9 protein-coding genes are annotated in these 16,133 nt (G+C 65.9%); 6 read left to right on the forward strand and 3 right to left on the reverse strand.

Annotated features, from left to right (window positions below):
• Positions 1 to 96: 96 nt before the first annotated feature.
• Together ACFFWD_RS05120 and ACFFWD_RS05125 are read right to left on the reverse strand one after the other, a co-directional pair.
• Positions 97 to 1,338: an NAD(P)/FAD-dependent oxidoreductase gene (locus ACFFWD_RS05120; RefSeq protein WP_376962111.1), complete on the reverse strand. Its 1,242-nt coding sequence runs from the start codon at positions 1,336 to 1,338 to the stop codon at positions 97 to 99.
• Positions 1,339 to 1,402: 64 nt separating this feature from the next.
• The gene (locus ACFFWD_RS05125; protein ID WP_376962113.1) at positions 1,403 to 4,510 is read right to left on the reverse strand and encodes an Rne/Rng family ribonuclease; all 3,108 of its coding nucleotides are present in this window, start codon (positions 4,508 to 4,510) and stop codon (positions 1,403 to 1,405) included.
• 703 nt (positions 4,511 to 5,213) lie between these two features.
• On the opposite strand from ACFFWD_RS05125, the gene ACFFWD_RS05130 reads away from it, so the two are divergent.
• The 5 genes from ACFFWD_RS05130 (at position 5,214) to ACFFWD_RS05150 (ending at position 12,445) form a co-directional block, all read left to right on the forward strand.
• A complete protein-coding gene (locus ACFFWD_RS05130) occupies positions 5,214 to 6,515 on the forward strand; it encodes an N-acetylmuramoyl-L-alanine amidase (protein WP_376962115.1) in 1,302 nt (433 codons plus the stop codon).
• Positions 6,516 to 6,755: 240 nt separating this feature from the next.
• Entirely contained in the window at positions 6,756 to 9,242 is a 2,487-nt protein-coding gene (locus ACFFWD_RS05135; RefSeq protein ID WP_376962117.1) for a penicillin-binding protein 1A, read from the forward strand.
• 208 nt (positions 9,243 to 9,450) lie between these two features.
• Positions 9,451 to 10,582, forward strand: a protein-coding gene (prfB, locus tag ACFFWD_RS05140) for a peptide chain release factor 2 (protein ID WP_376962119.1) whose coding sequence is annotated in 2 segments (ribosomal slippage) — positions 9,451 to 9,519 and positions 9,521 to 10,582 — 1,131 coding nt in all. Because the reading frame shifts where the segments join, the coding sequence is not laid out codon by codon here.
• 3 nt (positions 10,583 to 10,585) lie between these two features.
• Entirely contained in the window at positions 10,586 to 11,455 is an 870-nt protein-coding gene (locus ACFFWD_RS05145; protein WP_376962121.1) for an NAD(P)-dependent oxidoreductase, read from the forward strand.
• An 84-nt stretch (positions 11,456 to 11,539) separates the two neighbouring features.
• Positions 11,540 to 12,445 (forward strand): DMT family transporter, encoded by a 906-nt coding sequence (locus ACFFWD_RS05150; RefSeq protein ID WP_376962123.1) that lies wholly within the window; start codon positions 11,540 to 11,542, stop codon positions 12,443 to 12,445.
• Here the strand turns inward: ACFFWD_RS05150 and ACFFWD_RS05155 are convergent, their stop codons facing one another.
• Positions 12,446 to 14,599 carry a carbamoyltransferase C-terminal domain-containing protein gene (locus ACFFWD_RS05155; RefSeq protein WP_376962125.1) on the reverse strand — a complete coding sequence of 718 codons (2,154 nt, stop codon included), beginning with the start codon at positions 14,597 to 14,599 and terminating at the stop codon, positions 12,446 to 12,448.
• 159 nt (positions 14,600 to 14,758) lie between these two features.
• On the opposite strand from ACFFWD_RS05155, the gene ACFFWD_RS05160 reads away from it, so the two are divergent.
• A complete protein-coding gene (locus ACFFWD_RS05160) occupies positions 14,759 to 15,994 on the forward strand; it encodes an ABC transporter substrate-binding protein (protein WP_376962127.1) in 1,236 nt (411 codons plus the stop codon).
• Positions 15,995 to 16,133: the final 139 nt, after the last annotated feature.

A 16,133-nucleotide genomic window follows, 5' to 3' on the forward strand; every position in this document is an offset into this window, starting at 1 on the left:
CGCGTCTCGCGCCTCAGCTGCGGAAACAATAGGGCTGGTCGACATCGTCGATCAGCCCTCGCTGTTTCGGCGCCCAGTGCCGGCGACGCGGGCGAGCTAATGTCCGCCAAAGCGATCGGCGCGATAGGGCGTCAGGTCCACGGCCGGTGTCTCGCCGCTCATGCATTCGGCAAGCAATCGTGCCGTGGCGGGGCCGAGGGTAAAGCCCTGGTGGCCGTGGCCGAAGTTCATCCAGAGCCCGCGGTGGCGCGGCGCCGGCCCAAGCACCGGCAACATGTCCGACGTGCAGGGCCGCGTGCCATACCATGGCTCCGGCTCGACGCGCGTGCCGATATCAAGCAGGCCGCGTGCGGCGGCCTCGGCGTTGCCGAGCTGGACCGGCGTCGCCGGCGCATCCGGGCTCGTCAGCTCCGCACCCGTCGTGATGCGGATGCCCTTGGCCATCGGCGCCATCGCATAGCCGTTCGCGGTATCGACCAGTGGCAGATCGAGCGAGCTGCCGCCTTGATAGTGCATGTGGTAGCCGCGCTTGCGAACCAGCGGGATGCGATAGCCGAAGCGCAGCATGAGATCGGGTGACCACGGCCCGAGCGCGACGACGGCATTGGCCGCGTCGATGCGTCCGTCGGCCGTTTCGACAGACCAGCCGGACGATGTCTCCGTGAGCGTCAGCGCGTCGCCGGAGACGATGTTGCCGCCGAGGCGCTGAAACAATCTGGCGTATGCCGCGACAAGGCCGCCCGGATCGGAGACCGTCCACGGCCCAAGCCAGTGAATGGCGCCGGGAAGATCGTCACGTAGCAGTGGCTCGGCCCTGGCGAGCTCGCTGCCATCAAGCACGCGGAACTGGACACCGTAGTCGCGCCTGTTCTCTTCGGCCTTTGCAATCGCGAGCTCGAACGCGACGGGGTCGCGGTGCAGCAGGCGGTAGCCGGCGCGACGGACGAGGTTGTCGGCGTGGGCCTCGCGGATCAACACGTCGTGTTCGGGCGTGGCGTGAGCGATTAAACGCGCCCAGGCGGCGGTTGCTTCCTGATGCCGCTTCGGTGCCGAGTTCCACCAATAGCGCAGCAACGGCTCGACGTGCCGGTGCAGCGACGCCAACCGATAGCGCACATCGTTGGTGCGACCGGTCGCGATCCTCGCCAGCGTGGCGAGATCGCGCGGCATCGGATAGGGACGCACGGCCTCGCTCTGGATGATCCCGGCATTGCCGTAGCTCGTCTCCAGGCCCGGTTGCTTGCGGTCGACGAGCGTGATCGACCAGCCGCGGCGCTGCAGATGCAGCGCCGAGCTGACGCCCACCATGCCGCCGCCAAGAACGATTGCACTTTGCATCCCTTACGCCTCAAAATCAAAACCGCCCGGTTTGAGCCGGGCGGTTCCTACGTGATGCCTCGATCTAGTTTCCGCCGCCGAACCGGCGTGACCACCAGCCCTTGCGGGCAGGCGCCTCGGTTGCGGCTGCCGGAGCGGGCTCGGCCGCGGGGGCAGGGGCGGGCGCGGGTTCGGCCGGGGTCTCGACCAGCGCGGGCGCCGGCGTCTCGGGCGGCGGGCTGGCCAGGAAGCTGACCTTCTCGCGCACGGTCGAGCGGCGCCGGGCGGCGCGGTCAGCCTCCGCCGGGTTCTCCTCGGGCGACGGTTCTGCGACGGCCTCGGCCGGCACCGGCTCAACGGGCTGCTCGTCCGGCTGCTGCGCAATTGGCTCGGGCTGCAGCGGCGAAGGGGCCGGCTCCGGTGCGCTGCCGTCGAAGTCGGCGACGGCGTCGACCGCTTCCGGCTCCGCGGTCGGTCCGAGCTCGTCCGAGATCGACCCCGCGAGACCTTCGTCCTGCATTCCGCCGCCACGCCGGCGGCGTCCGCCGCGACGCCCGCGGCGGCGCGGACGACGCTCGCCATTGCCGCCCTGGTCGCCGCGCGCGAAACCCTGCGCCTCGTCGGCTTCGTCCTCGTCACCTTCGCCATCCTCGGCGGCGACCGCCTCGGTCGCCTCCGGCATCACATGCATGAGGTCGCTGTCGTCACGCGCCGGCTGCGCGCCGTCGCGCGCCTCGCCACCGCGGCCGCGACGCCGGCGCCGCCGCCTGCGGCGCTGACCTTCGCCCTCGCTCTCGGCGCCAGCGTCCTCGCCCGCGGCCTGCTCGTCGGCAAGCCCCTCGGTTTCCTCGGTCTCGACCTCGGCTTCGTACTCGAACAGCTCTTCCTCGTCGTCCTGCTCCTCCGTCTGCGACGGGGCGGTGGCCGCCTGGGCCGCCAGGAGCGCCTTGGCCGCCTCGAGCGTATGCACCTGCTCGCCGCGATCGATGACGTAGGACTGCTGGCCGCTGACGGTCGCATCGGCGACGATCGAGAGCGACACCCTGAAGGCTTCTTCCAGATCGCGCAGATGGCCGCGCTTGTGGTTGAGGACGTAGAGCGCAACGTCGGTGCGGGTGCGCACCACGAGATTGTGCGTCGCGCCCTTCATCAGGATCTCTTCGATACCGCGCAGCAGCTGCAGCGCCACCGACGAGACCGAACGAACGTGACCCGAGCCGCCGCACTGCGGGCAGGGCTCGGTCGAGCTCTCCAGCACGCTGGCGCGGATGCGCTGGCGCGACATCTCCAGAAGGCCGAAATGCGAGATACGGCCGACCTGGATCCGCGCGCGGTCCTGCCGCAGGCAGTCGGACAGCTTGCGCTCGACCGCACGATTGTTGCGCTTCTCGTCCATGTCGATGAAATCGATGACGATCAGGCCGGCGAGGTCGCGCAGCCGGAGCTGTCTTGCGACTTCCTCCGCCGCCTCGAGATTGGTCTTGAGCGCGGTGTCCTCGATATGGTGCTCGCGCGTGGCCCGTCCCGAGTTGACGTCGATCGAGACCAGCGCCTCGGTCTGGTTGATGACGATGTAGCCGCCGGAGCGCAGCTGCACGGTCGGCGAGAACATCGCATCGAGCTGGCTCTCGACGCCCATGCGCGAGAATAGCGGCTGGCCGTCGCGATACTGCTTCACCGCGCGCACGTTCGCCGGCATCAGCATCTTCATGAAGTCGCGGGCTTCGCGGTAGCCGGCTTCGCCCGCCACCTGGATCTCGTCGATCTCCTTGTTGTAGAGGTCGCGCAGCGAGCGCTTGATCAGCGAGCCTTCCTCATAGACGAGGCTCGGCGCCTGCGACTTCAAGGTCAGGTCGCGCACGGTTTCCCACATGCGGATCAGGTATTCGAAGTCGCGCTTGATCTCCGGCTTGGTGCGGGAGGCGCCGGCGGTTCGCAGGATGATCCCCATGCCCTCGGGCACGTCGAGATCCTGCACCACTTCCTTCAGTCGCGAGCGGTCCTGCGCGCTAGTGATCTTGCGGCTGATGCCGCCGCCGCGCGCGGTGTTGGGCATCAGAACGGCGTAGCGGCCGGCGAGCGAGAGGTAGGTGGTCAGCGCGGCGCCCTTGTTGCCGCGCTCTTCCTTGACGACCTGCACCAGCATCACCTGGCGGCGCTTGATGACTTCCTGGATCTTGTACTGGCGGCGCGGGCGGAACGCGCGCTCCGGAACTTCCTCGAGCACGTCGTCGCCGCCGACGGATTCGACGACTTCCTCTTCCTCGCCTTCCTCGCCGTCGTCCTCGTCTTCGTCGTCGTGGGGTTCATCGCCACGTTCGCCGACCGGCGCCGCGGCCTCCTCGGAGACAGCCTGCTCAGCAACCGCCGGCTCATCGGAGCCGGCAATCACGTCGTCCGCCACCGCCGGCGCATCGTCGGCGTGCGCGGCGTTTTCCTCGACCTGCTCCTCACGCGCCCGTTCGGGCTCATGATTGATCTCGACAATCTGGATCGTTTCGGGCGCTGCTGCCGCAACCGAGGCCTCGACAACGGCAACGACCGGGTCCGGCTGCGCGTCGGCGGCCGGCGCCTCGCTCGCGGCATGGACATGGTCGTGCGCGTCCTCGTGGCGATGACCGTGGTCGTGGTCATGATGATCGTGGCCGTGATCGTCATGATCATCGTGATCATGGGCGTGCGCGTCGTGCTCATGACCTTCGTGGGCCACGACCTCATGATCATGACGCTCGGCATCGACCTGCTGCTCGTGGACCTCAAGGGCCTCCGTCGCCTGCGGATCGAGGCTCGCACCTTCGACGACCTCGCTCTGCACGCGGTCGCCATGGCCGCGGCGGCGGGCGTTGCGGTGACGCGAACGGCGGCGGTGGCCGCGGCTCTCGTGCTCTTCCTCGGCCTCGCGATGGGCGCGCTCATCGGCCTCGATCAGCGCCTGACGGTCGGCGACCGGGATCTGGTAGTAGTCGGGATGGATTTCGCTGAAGGCGAGGAAGCCGTGGCGGTTGCCGCCATACTCGATGAAGGCGGCCTGCAGCGACGGCTCTACGCGCGTCACCTTGGCGAGATAAATGTTGCCGCGCAGCTGCTTGCGCTGGGCGGTCTCGAAATCAAACTCTTCGACGCGATTGCCACGGACCACGACGACCCGGGTCTCTTCCGGGTGAGTGGCATCGATCAACATCTTGTTCGGCATTTTGGAGCTCTTGGAGGCGGCGGGCGCGGTGCATGGCGCGCGCAAACTGCGCCGCCCGGTGACGCGACGGTCCACCTGATTCGGGGGTGAGGGGAAGGCCAAAACGCGTCCTGAGGCGCAGAGCCGAGCGGGAGCCCACCGGGACAACGCGGCGGGCGAAGCTTTCACCTCGCGTCAGCGCGATCGTCTCGGGGATCCTGGTCGGCAACACAGTCTGGCGCATTAAGCGTCGGCCCGTCTAAACATGTTGGCGGCGAGAAGTACCGCCGTATCTTTTGCTGAAAGCCCGGCGCGGCGCCGAAGCGCTCGCCGGCCATCGCATATCGAGGCCCCGGAGGACCGGATAATCAGTTATGCCGTGTCTCAAACCGTCCCTCTGGCGAGAGTGTGCCTGGGACCGGACGCCGCTCGGGCTCAAAACCGCCACTCCTTGTCAGCCGCGCGCGGCGCTGGCTGCGGAGGGATCGGTAAAACACGCTGGAACCGTCTCTTCGAAAGTTCCACCGCTGCACCGGGAGGCTGAACGCGACACAACCGGGAGTACTAGCCGTCAGCATCCCGTACATACGTGGATTGCCCGCCCCGTGCAAGGGAAGCGTCGCGGCCCGGCAACACTTGATCCTTTTCGCCCCGGCGGCGTTAAGGTGCAATTAACTCTGTAGTCCTACTGCGATATGAGGCTGCTCGGGGAGGCACCGAATCGTTGGCGATCCGCGCAAATCACCTTGTTTTGCTGGGCTGTGGCCTTTTGTGCGCCGCAGTATTGGTGTGCGCCGGCGCGAGCGGTGCGGCTGAGGGGCAGCGTGCCAGCCAATCCGCCCCGGCGGCAGGTCCAAGTTTCCCGGTTGCCTCGGACGCGCGCCTCGCCGGTGATGCCAAGCAGACCCGATTCATCCTCGATCTCGACCGCAAGATCGAGTTCCGGGCCTTTCCGCTGGCCGACCCTTACCGCGTCGTGGTGGATATCCCGCAGGTGACCTTCCAGCTCGCCGCCGGAACCGGCTCCTCCGGCCGGGGTCTGGTCAAGGCGTTCCGCTACGGTCTGGTCATGCCCGGCGGCTCCCGGATCGTCTTCGACCTGACCGGGCCGGCCAAGGTCGCAAATTCCTACGTCCTCGACGCCGCGAACGGCCAGCCGCCGCGGCTGGTCCTGGAACTCGAAGAGGTCGATCGCACGAGCTTCGTGCAGTCGCTCGCCCCCGAGAATCGGCCCGAGCTCAAGCCGACGGTCGCCGATGCCAACGCCGCGGTGGCCGCACCCGAGACGACGGCGGCCCTGAAACCTGCCGTCGGTCCGGACACGCGGCCGCTGATCGTGATCGACCCCGGCCATGGCGGCCTCGACAACGGCACCCAATCCGGCGGCGAGATGGAAAAGAACCTCGTGCTCGGGTTCGGCCTGGCATTGCGTGACCGGATCGAAAAGTCGGGCAAATACCGCGTGGTGATGACCCGTACCGACGACACGTTCATCCCGTTGAACGACCGGGTGAAGGTCGCCCGCAGCCAGTCGGCGGCGCTGTTCGTCTCGATCCACGCCGACGCCTTGCCGAAGCGTGAAGGCGATGCCCAGGGCGCCACGATCTATACGCTGTCGGACAAGGCATCCGACGCCGAGGCCGAGCGGCTCGCAGACGTTGAGAACAAGGCCGACGCCATCGGCGGGGTCAATCTGACCGACGAGCCGACCGAGGTTGCCGACATCCTGATCGACCTCGCGCAGCGGGAGACCAAGACCTTCGCCAATCGCTTCGCCCGTCTCCTGATGACCGAGATGAAGACCACGGTCAGGATGCACAAGCATCCGCTCAAATCGGCCGGCTTCCGGGTGCTGAAGGCGCCCGACGTTCCGTCGGTCCTGGTCGAGCTCGGCTACGTCTCCAACAAGGGTGATCTTGAGCATCTGGTCTCGGAGAACTGGCGGAACAAGACGGTCGGCTCGATGGCCCAGGCGATTGATGCATATTTCGCCAAACGGCTCGCAACTGCCGGGCCGGCCAAATGAAACCGGCCGGGTGAAAAGACGGAGCCGGCGAGGGGAGGCCCTAGTTTGGCCACAGCGGCAACGGTATAGACTAGAGACCGCAGGGTCGTCGGAATCGACCATATTGTCCGATGACTCTTGGATATTGGGCATGCGCAACGGTGGCTCGTTGGGCCCCAGGTTTCGTCGCGTAAGGCTTTCGCACTTTGGACGGGCGCTCGCGATGATCGAGCGTCGTAAGGTTGGAACGGAACGTCGATAATGCGCCTGCTCGTGCGGTTCTTGGGTTTCCTGTTCGCCGCCGGAACCGTTGTGTTCCTGGTCGGCGTCGCCGCCGTCGCCGGCGCGATCTGGCATTTCTCCAAGGACCTGCCGGACTATTCGCAGCTCCAGGACTATGAGCCGCCGGTGATGACGCGCGTGCACGCCTCCGACGGCGCGCTGCTCGGCGAATATTCCAAGGAGCGCCGGCTCTATCTGCCGATCCAGGCGGTGCCGAAGCTCGTCATCAACGCGTTCCTCGCCGCTGAAGACAAGAATTTCTACGAGCACGGCGGCATCGACTATTCCGGCATGGCACGCGCTGCGATCCTCTATGCACAGAACTACGGCTCCAACCGCCGTCCGCAGGGTGCGTCGACCATCACCCAGCAGGTCGCGAAGAACTTCCTGCTCACCAACGAGGTGTCGTTCACGCGCAAGATCAAGGAAGCCTTGCTGGCGATGCGCATCGAGCGTGCCTACTCGAAGGACCGTATCCTCGAGCTCTACCTCAACGAAATCTATCTCGGCCTCGGCGCCTACGGCATCGCTGCGGCGTCGCTGGTCTACTTCGACAAGTCGGTCAACGAACTGACGATCGCCGAAGCCTCCTATCTCGCAGCGCTGCCGAAGGCGCCGGCGGCGCTGCATCCGGTGCGCAACCGTGACCGCGCGATCGAGCGCCGCAACTACGTGGTCGATCGCTTGCTGGAGAACGGCTGGATCAAGCAGGCCGACGCCGACAAGGCGCGCAAGGAGCCGCTGATCGTCACCAGCCGTAGCAACGGCGCCCACATCTTCGCCGGCGAATATTTCGCGGAGGAAGTCCGTCGCGACATCTTCGAGCGGTACGGCGAGAAGAAGCTCTACGAGGGCGGCCTGTCGGTCCGCACCACGCTCGATCCCAAGATCCAGGTGATGGCGCGCAAGACCATGGCGGCCGGTCTCGTCAACTATGACGAGGCGCAGGGCTGGCGCGGTGCGCTGCAGAAGCTCGACGTTTCCGGCGACTGGGGCGTCAAGCTCGCCGACGTCAAATCGCTCTCGGACATCTCGCCGTGGCGGATGGCCGTGGTGCTGGAGACCAGCGATCAGTCGGCGCGAATCGGCTTCCAGCCGGGCCGCGAGCTCGGCGGCGCGGTCAGCAAAGCCCGGCAGACCGGCATCATCACGATGGACGGCGTGCGCTGGGCGAAATCCAAGGGCAAGGCGCCGACGGCGGTCTCGCAGGTGCTGCAGCCCGGCGACGTGATCTATGCCGATCCGCTGGTCAGCAAGGACGGCAACACCGTCGAGGGCCAGTATCGTCTGCGGCAGCTCCCCGAAGTCTCCGGCGCCATGGTGGTGATGGATCCGTGGACCGGTCGCGTGCTCGCGATGGTCGGCGGCTTCTCGTTCGACCAGAGCCAGTTCAACCGCGCGACGCAGGCCTATCGGCAGCCGGGATCGTCGTTCAAGCCGATCGTCTATTCCTCGGCGCTCGACAACGGCTATACGCCGTCCACGGTCGTGATCGACGCGCCGATCGAAATCGACCAGGGGCAGGGCGCCGGCGTCTGGCGTCCGGAAAACTATTCGACCGGCAAGTATTACGGCCCGACCACGCTGCGCAACGCGTTGCAGCGCTCGCTCAACACCGTGACGGTGCGGCTCGCCCAGGACATCGGCATGCCCTTGATCGGCGAGTATGCCAAGCGCTTCGGCGTCTATGACGAATTGCCGAACTATCTGTCCTATGCACTCGGCGCCGGCGAAACCACTGTGATGCGCATGGTCACGGCCTATTCGATGTTCGCCAATGGCGGACGTCGCGTGAAGCCGACACTGATCGACCGCATCCAGGATCGCTACGGCCACACCATCTTCAAGCACGATGCCCGCGAGTGCCGCGGTTGCGACGCGCCCGCCGGCTGGAAGAACCAGCCCGAGCCGCAGCTCGTCGACCGTCGCGAGCAGGTGCTCGATCCGATGACTGCCTACCAGATCACCGAGATGATGGAAGGCGTGGTCCAGCGCGGTACAGCGACCGTCGTCAAGGAAGTCGGCAAGCCAATCGCCGGCAAGACCGGCACCACCAACGACGAGAAGGACGTGTGGTTCGTCGGTTTCTCGCCGGACCTCGCGGTCGGCGTCTACATGGGCTACGACAAGCCGCGCAACCTCGGCCGGGCCGCGACCGGCGGTCACGTCGCCGCGCCGATCGCGCGCGACTTCCTCAAGCTCGCGCTCGCCGACAAGCCGCCGACCCCGTTCAAGGTTCCCGCCGGCATCAAGCTGATCCGCGTCGACGCCAAGTCCGGCATGCGCGCCGGCCCGGGTGATGGCGGCAACACGATCCTGGAAGCCTTCAAGCCGGGTACCGCGCCGCCGGATAACTACTCCGTCATCGGCGTCGCCGATGCCGACGGCCGCGGGCCGCCGGCGTCGCAGCAACCGGCGTCTGACAGCGGATTGTTCATGCGTCCCGGAACCGGCGGACTGTACTAGAGCCATTTCCGTTCCGATGGAATCGGAACGGGGCTCTAGATTCTTGTTTTGACGCGTTTTCTTTACGCGAACCGGTATCCACTTCGCTCGAAAACGCCCTGGCGGTACTCAGTTCCAAATCAGCGGGACAGCGCGGCCGAGCCGATTGCGCTTTGCCGCGCCGGCCGCTACATCCCTCGCAGCAATTGAACCTAACAGCTGAAGACCCATGCGCGCGGAAATCGAACGCCTTGTTGAAGAGATCAAGCAGTCAGTCGGGCTGCTGAGGAGGCATCTTTGACGTCGAGACATCGACGGCACGCCTCGCTGAGCTGAACAAGCTCGCTGAAGATTCCAATCTCTGGAACGACCCCCAGAAAGCCCAGAAGCTGATGCAGGAGCGCACCTCATTGGAGGACGCGCTCTCGGGCATCGGCAAGGTCGAGCGCGAGCTCGAGGACAATGTCGGCATGATCGAGCTCGGCGAGGCCGAGAACGATGAGGGTGTGGTCGCCGAAGCCGAGAAGGCGCTCAAGGACCTGAAGAAGGAGGTCGCTCGGCGCGAGCTCGAGGCGCTGCTCTCGGGCGAAGCGGACAAGTTCGATTCCTATCTCGAGGTCCATGCCGGTGCGGGCGGCACCGAAAGCCAGGACTGGGCGCAGATGCTGTTGCGCATGTATACGCGCTGGGCGGAGAAGCACGGCTTCAAGATCGAGTTTCTCGAGGAGTCCCAGGGCGAAGAGGCCGGCATCAAGTCCGCGACCATCCAGATCAGCGGCCACAACGCCTATGGCTGGCTGAAGACCGAGGCCGGCGTGCATCGCCTGGTGCGCATCTCGCCGTTCGATTCCAACGCGCGACGGCATACCTCGTTCTCGTCGGTGCAGATCTTCCCGGTCATCGATGACTCGATCAAGATCGAGATCAAAGAGTCCGACGTCCGCACCGACACGATGCGGTCCGGCGGCGCCGGCGGTCAGCACGTCAACAAGACCGAGTCCGCGGTGCGCCTGACCCACATTCCGACCGGCATCGCGGTGGTCTGCCAGGCCGGCCGCTCCCAGCACAAGAACCGGGCCCAGGCCTGGGACATGCTGCGCGCACGTCTCTACGAGATCGAGCTGAAGAAGCGCGAGGAGCAGGCCGCCGCCGATCAGGCCGCCAAGACCGATATCGGCTGGGGTCACCAGATCCGCTCCTACGTGCTGCAGCCCTATCAGATGGTGAAGGACCTGCGTACGGGGGTGCAGACGTCCGACACTTCCGGCGTGCTCGACGGCGACCTCGACGAGTTCATGGCGGCGACGCTGGCGCAGCGTGCCTTCGGCACCGGCCCCGGCTCCGTCGAGGATGTGGATTAGCCCATGCCGCGCGTCGCCTTCATCGGGTTGGGGCGCATGGGCCACGGCATGGCCGGCCGCTATCTCGATGCCGGCTTCACGGTCGCGGTGTGGAATCGCAGCAAGGCCAAGGCGGAAGATCTGATCGCGCGCGGCGCGCAGTGGGCGACGTCGCCCGAAGATGCCGCGATCGACGCCGATGCGGTCGTCACCATGGTGGCGGACGGCGAAGCCTCGCGCGAGGTGTGGCTGACCAAGGACGGTGCCGCCGCGACGATGAAGGCGGGCACGCTCGCAATCGAATGCTCGACGGTGTCGTATCAGCACGTGCTCGACACGGCGCGCGAGTTGCGCTCGCGCGGCCTGATCTACATCGACTGTCCCGTGACCGGCCTGCCGGAAGCCGCGGCCGCCGGCACGCTGACGCTGCTGGTCGGCGCCGACGCCGCAGATCTCGAGATGGCGCAGCCGTATCTCACGCCGATCGGCAACACCATCCGCCATTTCGGCGCGGTCGGGACCGGGACCGTGTTCAAGCTGATCAACAATTTGATGGGCGCGGTGCAGATCGCGAGCCTCGCCGAGGGCATCGCGATGGCCGAGCAGGCCGGCCTCGACATGAGGCTGGTGGGAGAAGCGCTCGCGACCGGCGTGGTGGCGAGCCCGCAGGTGATCCGCCATTCCAGGCGGATGATCGCGCGTGATTTCTCCGGCGCCTCCTTCACCGCGGCTTTGCGCCACAAGGATGCGGACTATGCGGTCCGGCTCGCCGAGACGCTGCTGCCGGGCGTACCAGTCAGCCGCGCCGCGCTCGCCGCCTATGACGAGGCGAAGTCCCACGCGCCCGACGCCGACGAAGGCCAGATGATCGAGATCGTATCGCGGCCGAAGTAGTTTGTCGGGAGCGGCCCGGAAATCGGGTGGCAACCGCCGCCGCGGCGCACTAGCTATCTGCTCCTGTGCAGATGGGAATCGGACATGCCTTCCGCCGAGAACAGGATCGACAGTCGCGACTGGTCGCTGCTCGGCTTGCTGTCGGTCTTGTGGGGCGGCTCGTTCTTCTTCAACGGCGTGATCGTGCGCGAACTGCCGCCGCTGACTGTGGTCTTGCTGCGGGTGACGCTGGGTGCCCTGATCCTGTTGCCGCTGCTGCGGACTTACAAGATCGAATTTCCGAGAGGTCTGTCGGGATGGGCGCCGTTCTTCGCTATGGGCCTGTTCAACAATGTCCTGCCGTTCTCGCTGATCGTGTTCGGGCAGACCTACATCACGAGCGGGCTGGCTTCGATCCTCAACGCCACGACGCCCTTGTTTGCGGTGGTCGTGATGGCGGCGGCCGGTGAGGAGCGGCCGCAGCCGCGCCGCGTCGCAGGTGTCGTCGTGGGCGTGATCGGCGTCGCGATCCTCCATGGCGACGCCCTCGGCTTCGAGACCAGGCAGGGCGTCGGCATCCTGCTGTGCCTTGCGGGTGCGCTGAGCTATGGCGTCGCGGCCCTGGTCGGGCGGCGGTTGCCGGCGCGGGTCCCGCCGCTCGGAACCGCGACATTCCAGATGATGGCGTCGGCGACGATGATGCTCGTCGTCGCCGGCGTGGTCGACCGGCCCTGGCAACTGCCGATGCCGCATCTGACGACGTGGCTCGCGGTGATCGGTCTGGCGGCGCTGTCGACGGCGCTGGCCTACATCGTGTTCTTTCAAATCCTGCAGCGCTCCGGAGCGACCAATGTGATGCTGGTGACCCTGCTCATTCCGGTCACCGCGATCCTGCTCGGCTATCTCGTGCTCGGCGAGCCGATCTCGCTGCGCGAGGTGATCGGGGCGCTCGTGATCGGCAGTGCGCTGCTCCTGATCGACGGCCGCGTGCTGGCATGGTTGCGCCGCTAGCTAGCTGCGCGTCTTCTGCCACTCGGCATACCACCCCGTGAAGCGTCCACTGTCGCGCTCGCCGCCGTGCCAGGCGGCGTAGGCTGTGCCGTCATCGGCGACCAGCACGACGGCATCGAGGCCCTTGGAGCGGCGCAACGTATCCATCGCCTGCGCCGGCGTCTGTGCGATCGGGCCTGCAACGTTGAACGACGTATTGACCGAGATCTCGACGCCGATGCGGCGGCCGAGCGCCTTCAGGTAGGCGTAGGTGAGGGGATCATCGGCGCTGCGCACGATCTGGATGCGGCCGGTGCCGTCGGCATGTACAACCGCCGGGATTTTCTCGCGCGCCTGCGGCTTCGAGTGGGCGGTCAGCACCATGTAGTTATAGGCGTTGTAGTCGGCGTCGGAGGCGCCGTCCTCGAGCTCGAAATAATCGCGCGCCGCTTCCAGCGTCGCCATCGGCGCCAGCGGACGGATCGCCTCGCGATATTTGACCCGCTCGTTGAGACGCTCACGCACATTGGGATCGCAGGGGTTGGCGAGGATCGAGCGGTGCCCGAGCGCGCGCGGACCGGTTTCCGCCGCGCCCTGGTAGATCGCGATCACGCCGCCCTGCGCCACCGCGTACGCCATCAGGTCGGCGACCGCGTCGCGGCCCTCCGGCGTTGCGATGCTGCCGACCGGCCTGGAGGCGACGTCATCGGCGTTCAGCGCCGCGGTGATGTCGGCATGCGACGGCGGCAAGCCGCAATAGAATGCGTGCGAGAGCGCCGCGCCGCGCGGGGCGCCCGCCATCTGCGCGAACAGCCAGGCGGCGCCGATCGGCACGCCGGGATCGCCCGGCACCGGCGGCACCCACATGTGTAGGCGCGCCTTGCGCTGCTGCGCCTGTTCGAACCAGGCCTCGTTGAAGTGCTCGAGCAGTCGCATGTTGCCGAGCGCGTTGAGCGCCACGCCGCCGGTCAACACCAGGCGGTTGGTGCCGGTGACGCGCAAGAGATGATCGACGACGTGGATCATCGCGTCCTCGAACACCATCTGCGTCGCGGCCGCCTTGTCGAGCCGGTCCTTCGTGTCGGGGCGGTGGTGGATGTCCTCGACGCGCAGCACGGCGTCGGGATTCCAGAGCTGATCGGAGCGTAGCGGCTCGCCAAGAATCTCGATCAGCGGCGCCTTGTAAGGCTTGTCGGTCGGATCGCTGTGCCAATTGGCCATCGCGCGATTGAGGTGCACCTGGCCATTCGGCCCGAGCTGCAGCACCTCCTTCAGCCGCTGATAATACGGATTGGTGGCGCGGTTCATGTCGCCCCAGGCGGCGGCGCCCATATAGCGGCCTTCGCTGGAGAGCCAGGTCCAGCCGCCCTGGCTGGACGAGATCACGCTGTAGAAGGCGCCGAGCGAATCGAACAGGCTCTCATTGCAGTAGAGCTGCTTCATCTCGCCGTTCTCGGCGACATAGAGCGAGATCGAGCCGATGTCGCCGGTGCCGTCAAGCACGCCGATCGCGATCGGCTCGGTGCTGTCGGCGAACGGGGAGGCGGCGAACGAGAACCAGGCGTGATTGTCGTGATGCGGCATGCAGATCAGCGGCAACTGTTCGCCGAGCCCATACATCTTGCCGAGCTTGCGCGACAGGCGCCGAACCTGATCCATCTGACGCAGGTTGATCGCCGGCGCGATCGGCGCGCGCAAGAGCTTGAAGCTGCCGGGCGCTTCCTCGAACGAGGTGCGGATCAGCATCGCCATCAGCGCCGGGTAGTCCCACGTGGTGACGAAGGCCGCGATATCGCCGATGTCGCGGCCCATCCGCCGCAGCACCTCGCGCATGTCGTCCAGTGCGTATTGTGGAAACTCGTTGGTGTGCTTGTTTCCGGAAAAGCGCTCTTCCTCGTTGTTGACGATCAGGCGCGGCCCGCCGCTCTGAGTGACCTCGACCAGCGCAACGCCGGTGTTGTGGGTGCCCGGGCAGGCGAGGCCAGCAATGTAGACCGTCTCGCCGCGCTGCAGCCGCGCGCGGATCGATGCGAGCGTCTGCTTGGCGAAGTCGCTGGTTGATTTGTGGAGGCCGAGACGCGCCATCGCAGGCTCGCTCAGCCGGCGCGTGAGCTCGTAGCCTGCGGCCGCGAATCGCGGATGCCGCGGGCCGACACGGATTTTCGGCTTAAGCAATCAGATCGCCTCGACTTGTAAGTCCCCAATGACCATCAATCACAAATAGCGCCAGGCAACAATGCTGTTTCGTCGGGCGGAAAAACCCGGTGCTTGCCAGTACCTGCGCGACTTGCGAGACTTATGATCAAAACAAACGACAAAAAATGGGAGAAAACGATGCCGGCTCGTCCTGGATATATTGGCGCGGTTGTGGCCTTCGCAAGTGCTGCACTGATCGCGACCTCGGCCTTCGCGCAGAAGAAATACGATCCCGGTGCCAACGACAGCGAAATCAAGATCGGCAACATCATGCCGTACAGCGGGCCGGCGTCGTCCTACGGCGTGATCGGCAAGTCTGAGGCTGCGTTCTTCAGGATGATCAATGACCAGGGCGGCATCAACGGCCGCAAGATCAACTTCATCAGCTATGACGACGCGTACTCGCCGCCGAAGGCGATCGAGCAGGCGCGCAAGCTCGTCGAGAGCGACGAGGTCCTGCTGATTTTCCAGGCACTGGGCACGCCGTCGAATTCGGCGATCATGAAATACATGAATGCAAAGAAGGTGCCGCAGCTGTTCGTCGCCTCCGGCGGCACCAAGTTCGGCGATCCCCGGAATTTCCCCTGGACCATGGGTTTCCAGCCCAACTACCAGAGCGAGGGACGGATCTATGCAAAATACATCCGCGACCATTTCCCCAACAGCAAGATCGCGGTGTTCTGGCAGAACGACGACGCCGGCAAGGATCAGTTCAAGGGCCTGAAGGATGGGCTCGGCGACAAGGCCGGCATGATCATTGCCGACAAATCCTATGAGGTGAGCGATCCCTCGATTGATTCCCAGATCGTCGCGCTGCATGATTCCGGCGCCGACATCTTCTTCTCCTGGGCCGCGCCGAAGGGCTCGGCGCAGGCGATCCGCAAGGTCGGCGAGCTCGGCTGGAAGCCGAAATTCTTTCTTGCCAATACCGCGACCTCGGTTGCCTCGGTGCTGAAGCCGGCCGGCCTCGAATTCTCCAAGGACATCATCTCGACGGCCTATCTGAAGGACCCAACCGATCCGACCTGGGACAAGGATCCGCCCGTCGTCGCCTGGCGCGCCTTCATGGACAAGTACTATCCCGACGGCGACAAGGCCAATGCCAACAACCTGTATGGCTACGTGCAGGCCGAGGCGATGGTCCAGGTGCTCAAGCAGTGCGGCGACAATCTCACGCGCGAGAATGTCATGAAGCAGGCTGCCAGTTTGAAGAACTTTCATTCCGACCTGATGCTGCCCGGCATCATGGTCAACACCTCGCCCGACGACTACTTCCCGATCGAGCAGATGCAGCTGATGCGGTTCAACGGGGAGGCGTGGGAGCTGTTCGGCGACGTCATCACGGGCGAAGTCGGACACGAGGTGACGCGGTAGGTGAGGGGCTATTAGGCTGCGTAGGGTGGGCAAAGGCGCTTGCGCCGTGCCCACCGTCCGGTGCCGTGCTCGCGATGGCGGGCACGCTTCGCTTTGCCCACCCTCATATGAGGCCTTTGTGAGTCAAGCGTCGCGCCGA

This window comes from Bradyrhizobium erythrophlei (assembly GCF_042430365.1).
GTDB lineage: Bacteria > Pseudomonadota > Alphaproteobacteria > Rhizobiales > Xanthobacteraceae > Bradyrhizobium > Bradyrhizobium erythrophlei.

Bases quoted from the DNA above. Each gene is read 5' to 3' on its own strand.
- ACFFWD_RS05135 (WP_376962117.1), top strand. From the start codon at position 6,756: ATGCGCCTGCTCGTGCGGTTCTTGGGTTTCCTGTTCGCCGCCGGAACC.
- ACFFWD_RS05120 (WP_376962111.1), bottom strand. From the start codon at position 1,338: ATGCAAAGTGCAATCGTTCTTGGCGGCGGCATGGTGGGCGTCAGCTCG.
- ACFFWD_RS05125 (WP_376962113.1), bottom strand. From the start codon at position 4,510: ATGCCGAACAAGATGTTGATCGATGCCACTCACCCGGAAGAGACCCGG.
- ACFFWD_RS05145 (WP_376962121.1), top strand. From the start codon at position 10,586: ATGCCGCGCGTCGCCTTCATCGGGTTGGGGCGCATGGGCCACGGCATG.
- ACFFWD_RS05160 (WP_376962127.1), top strand. From the start codon at position 14,759: ATGCCGGCTCGTCCTGGATATATTGGCGCGGTTGTGGCCTTCGCAAGT.
- ACFFWD_RS05150 (WP_376962123.1), top strand. From the start codon at position 11,540: ATGCCTTCCGCCGAGAACAGGATCGACAGTCGCGACTGGTCGCTGCTC.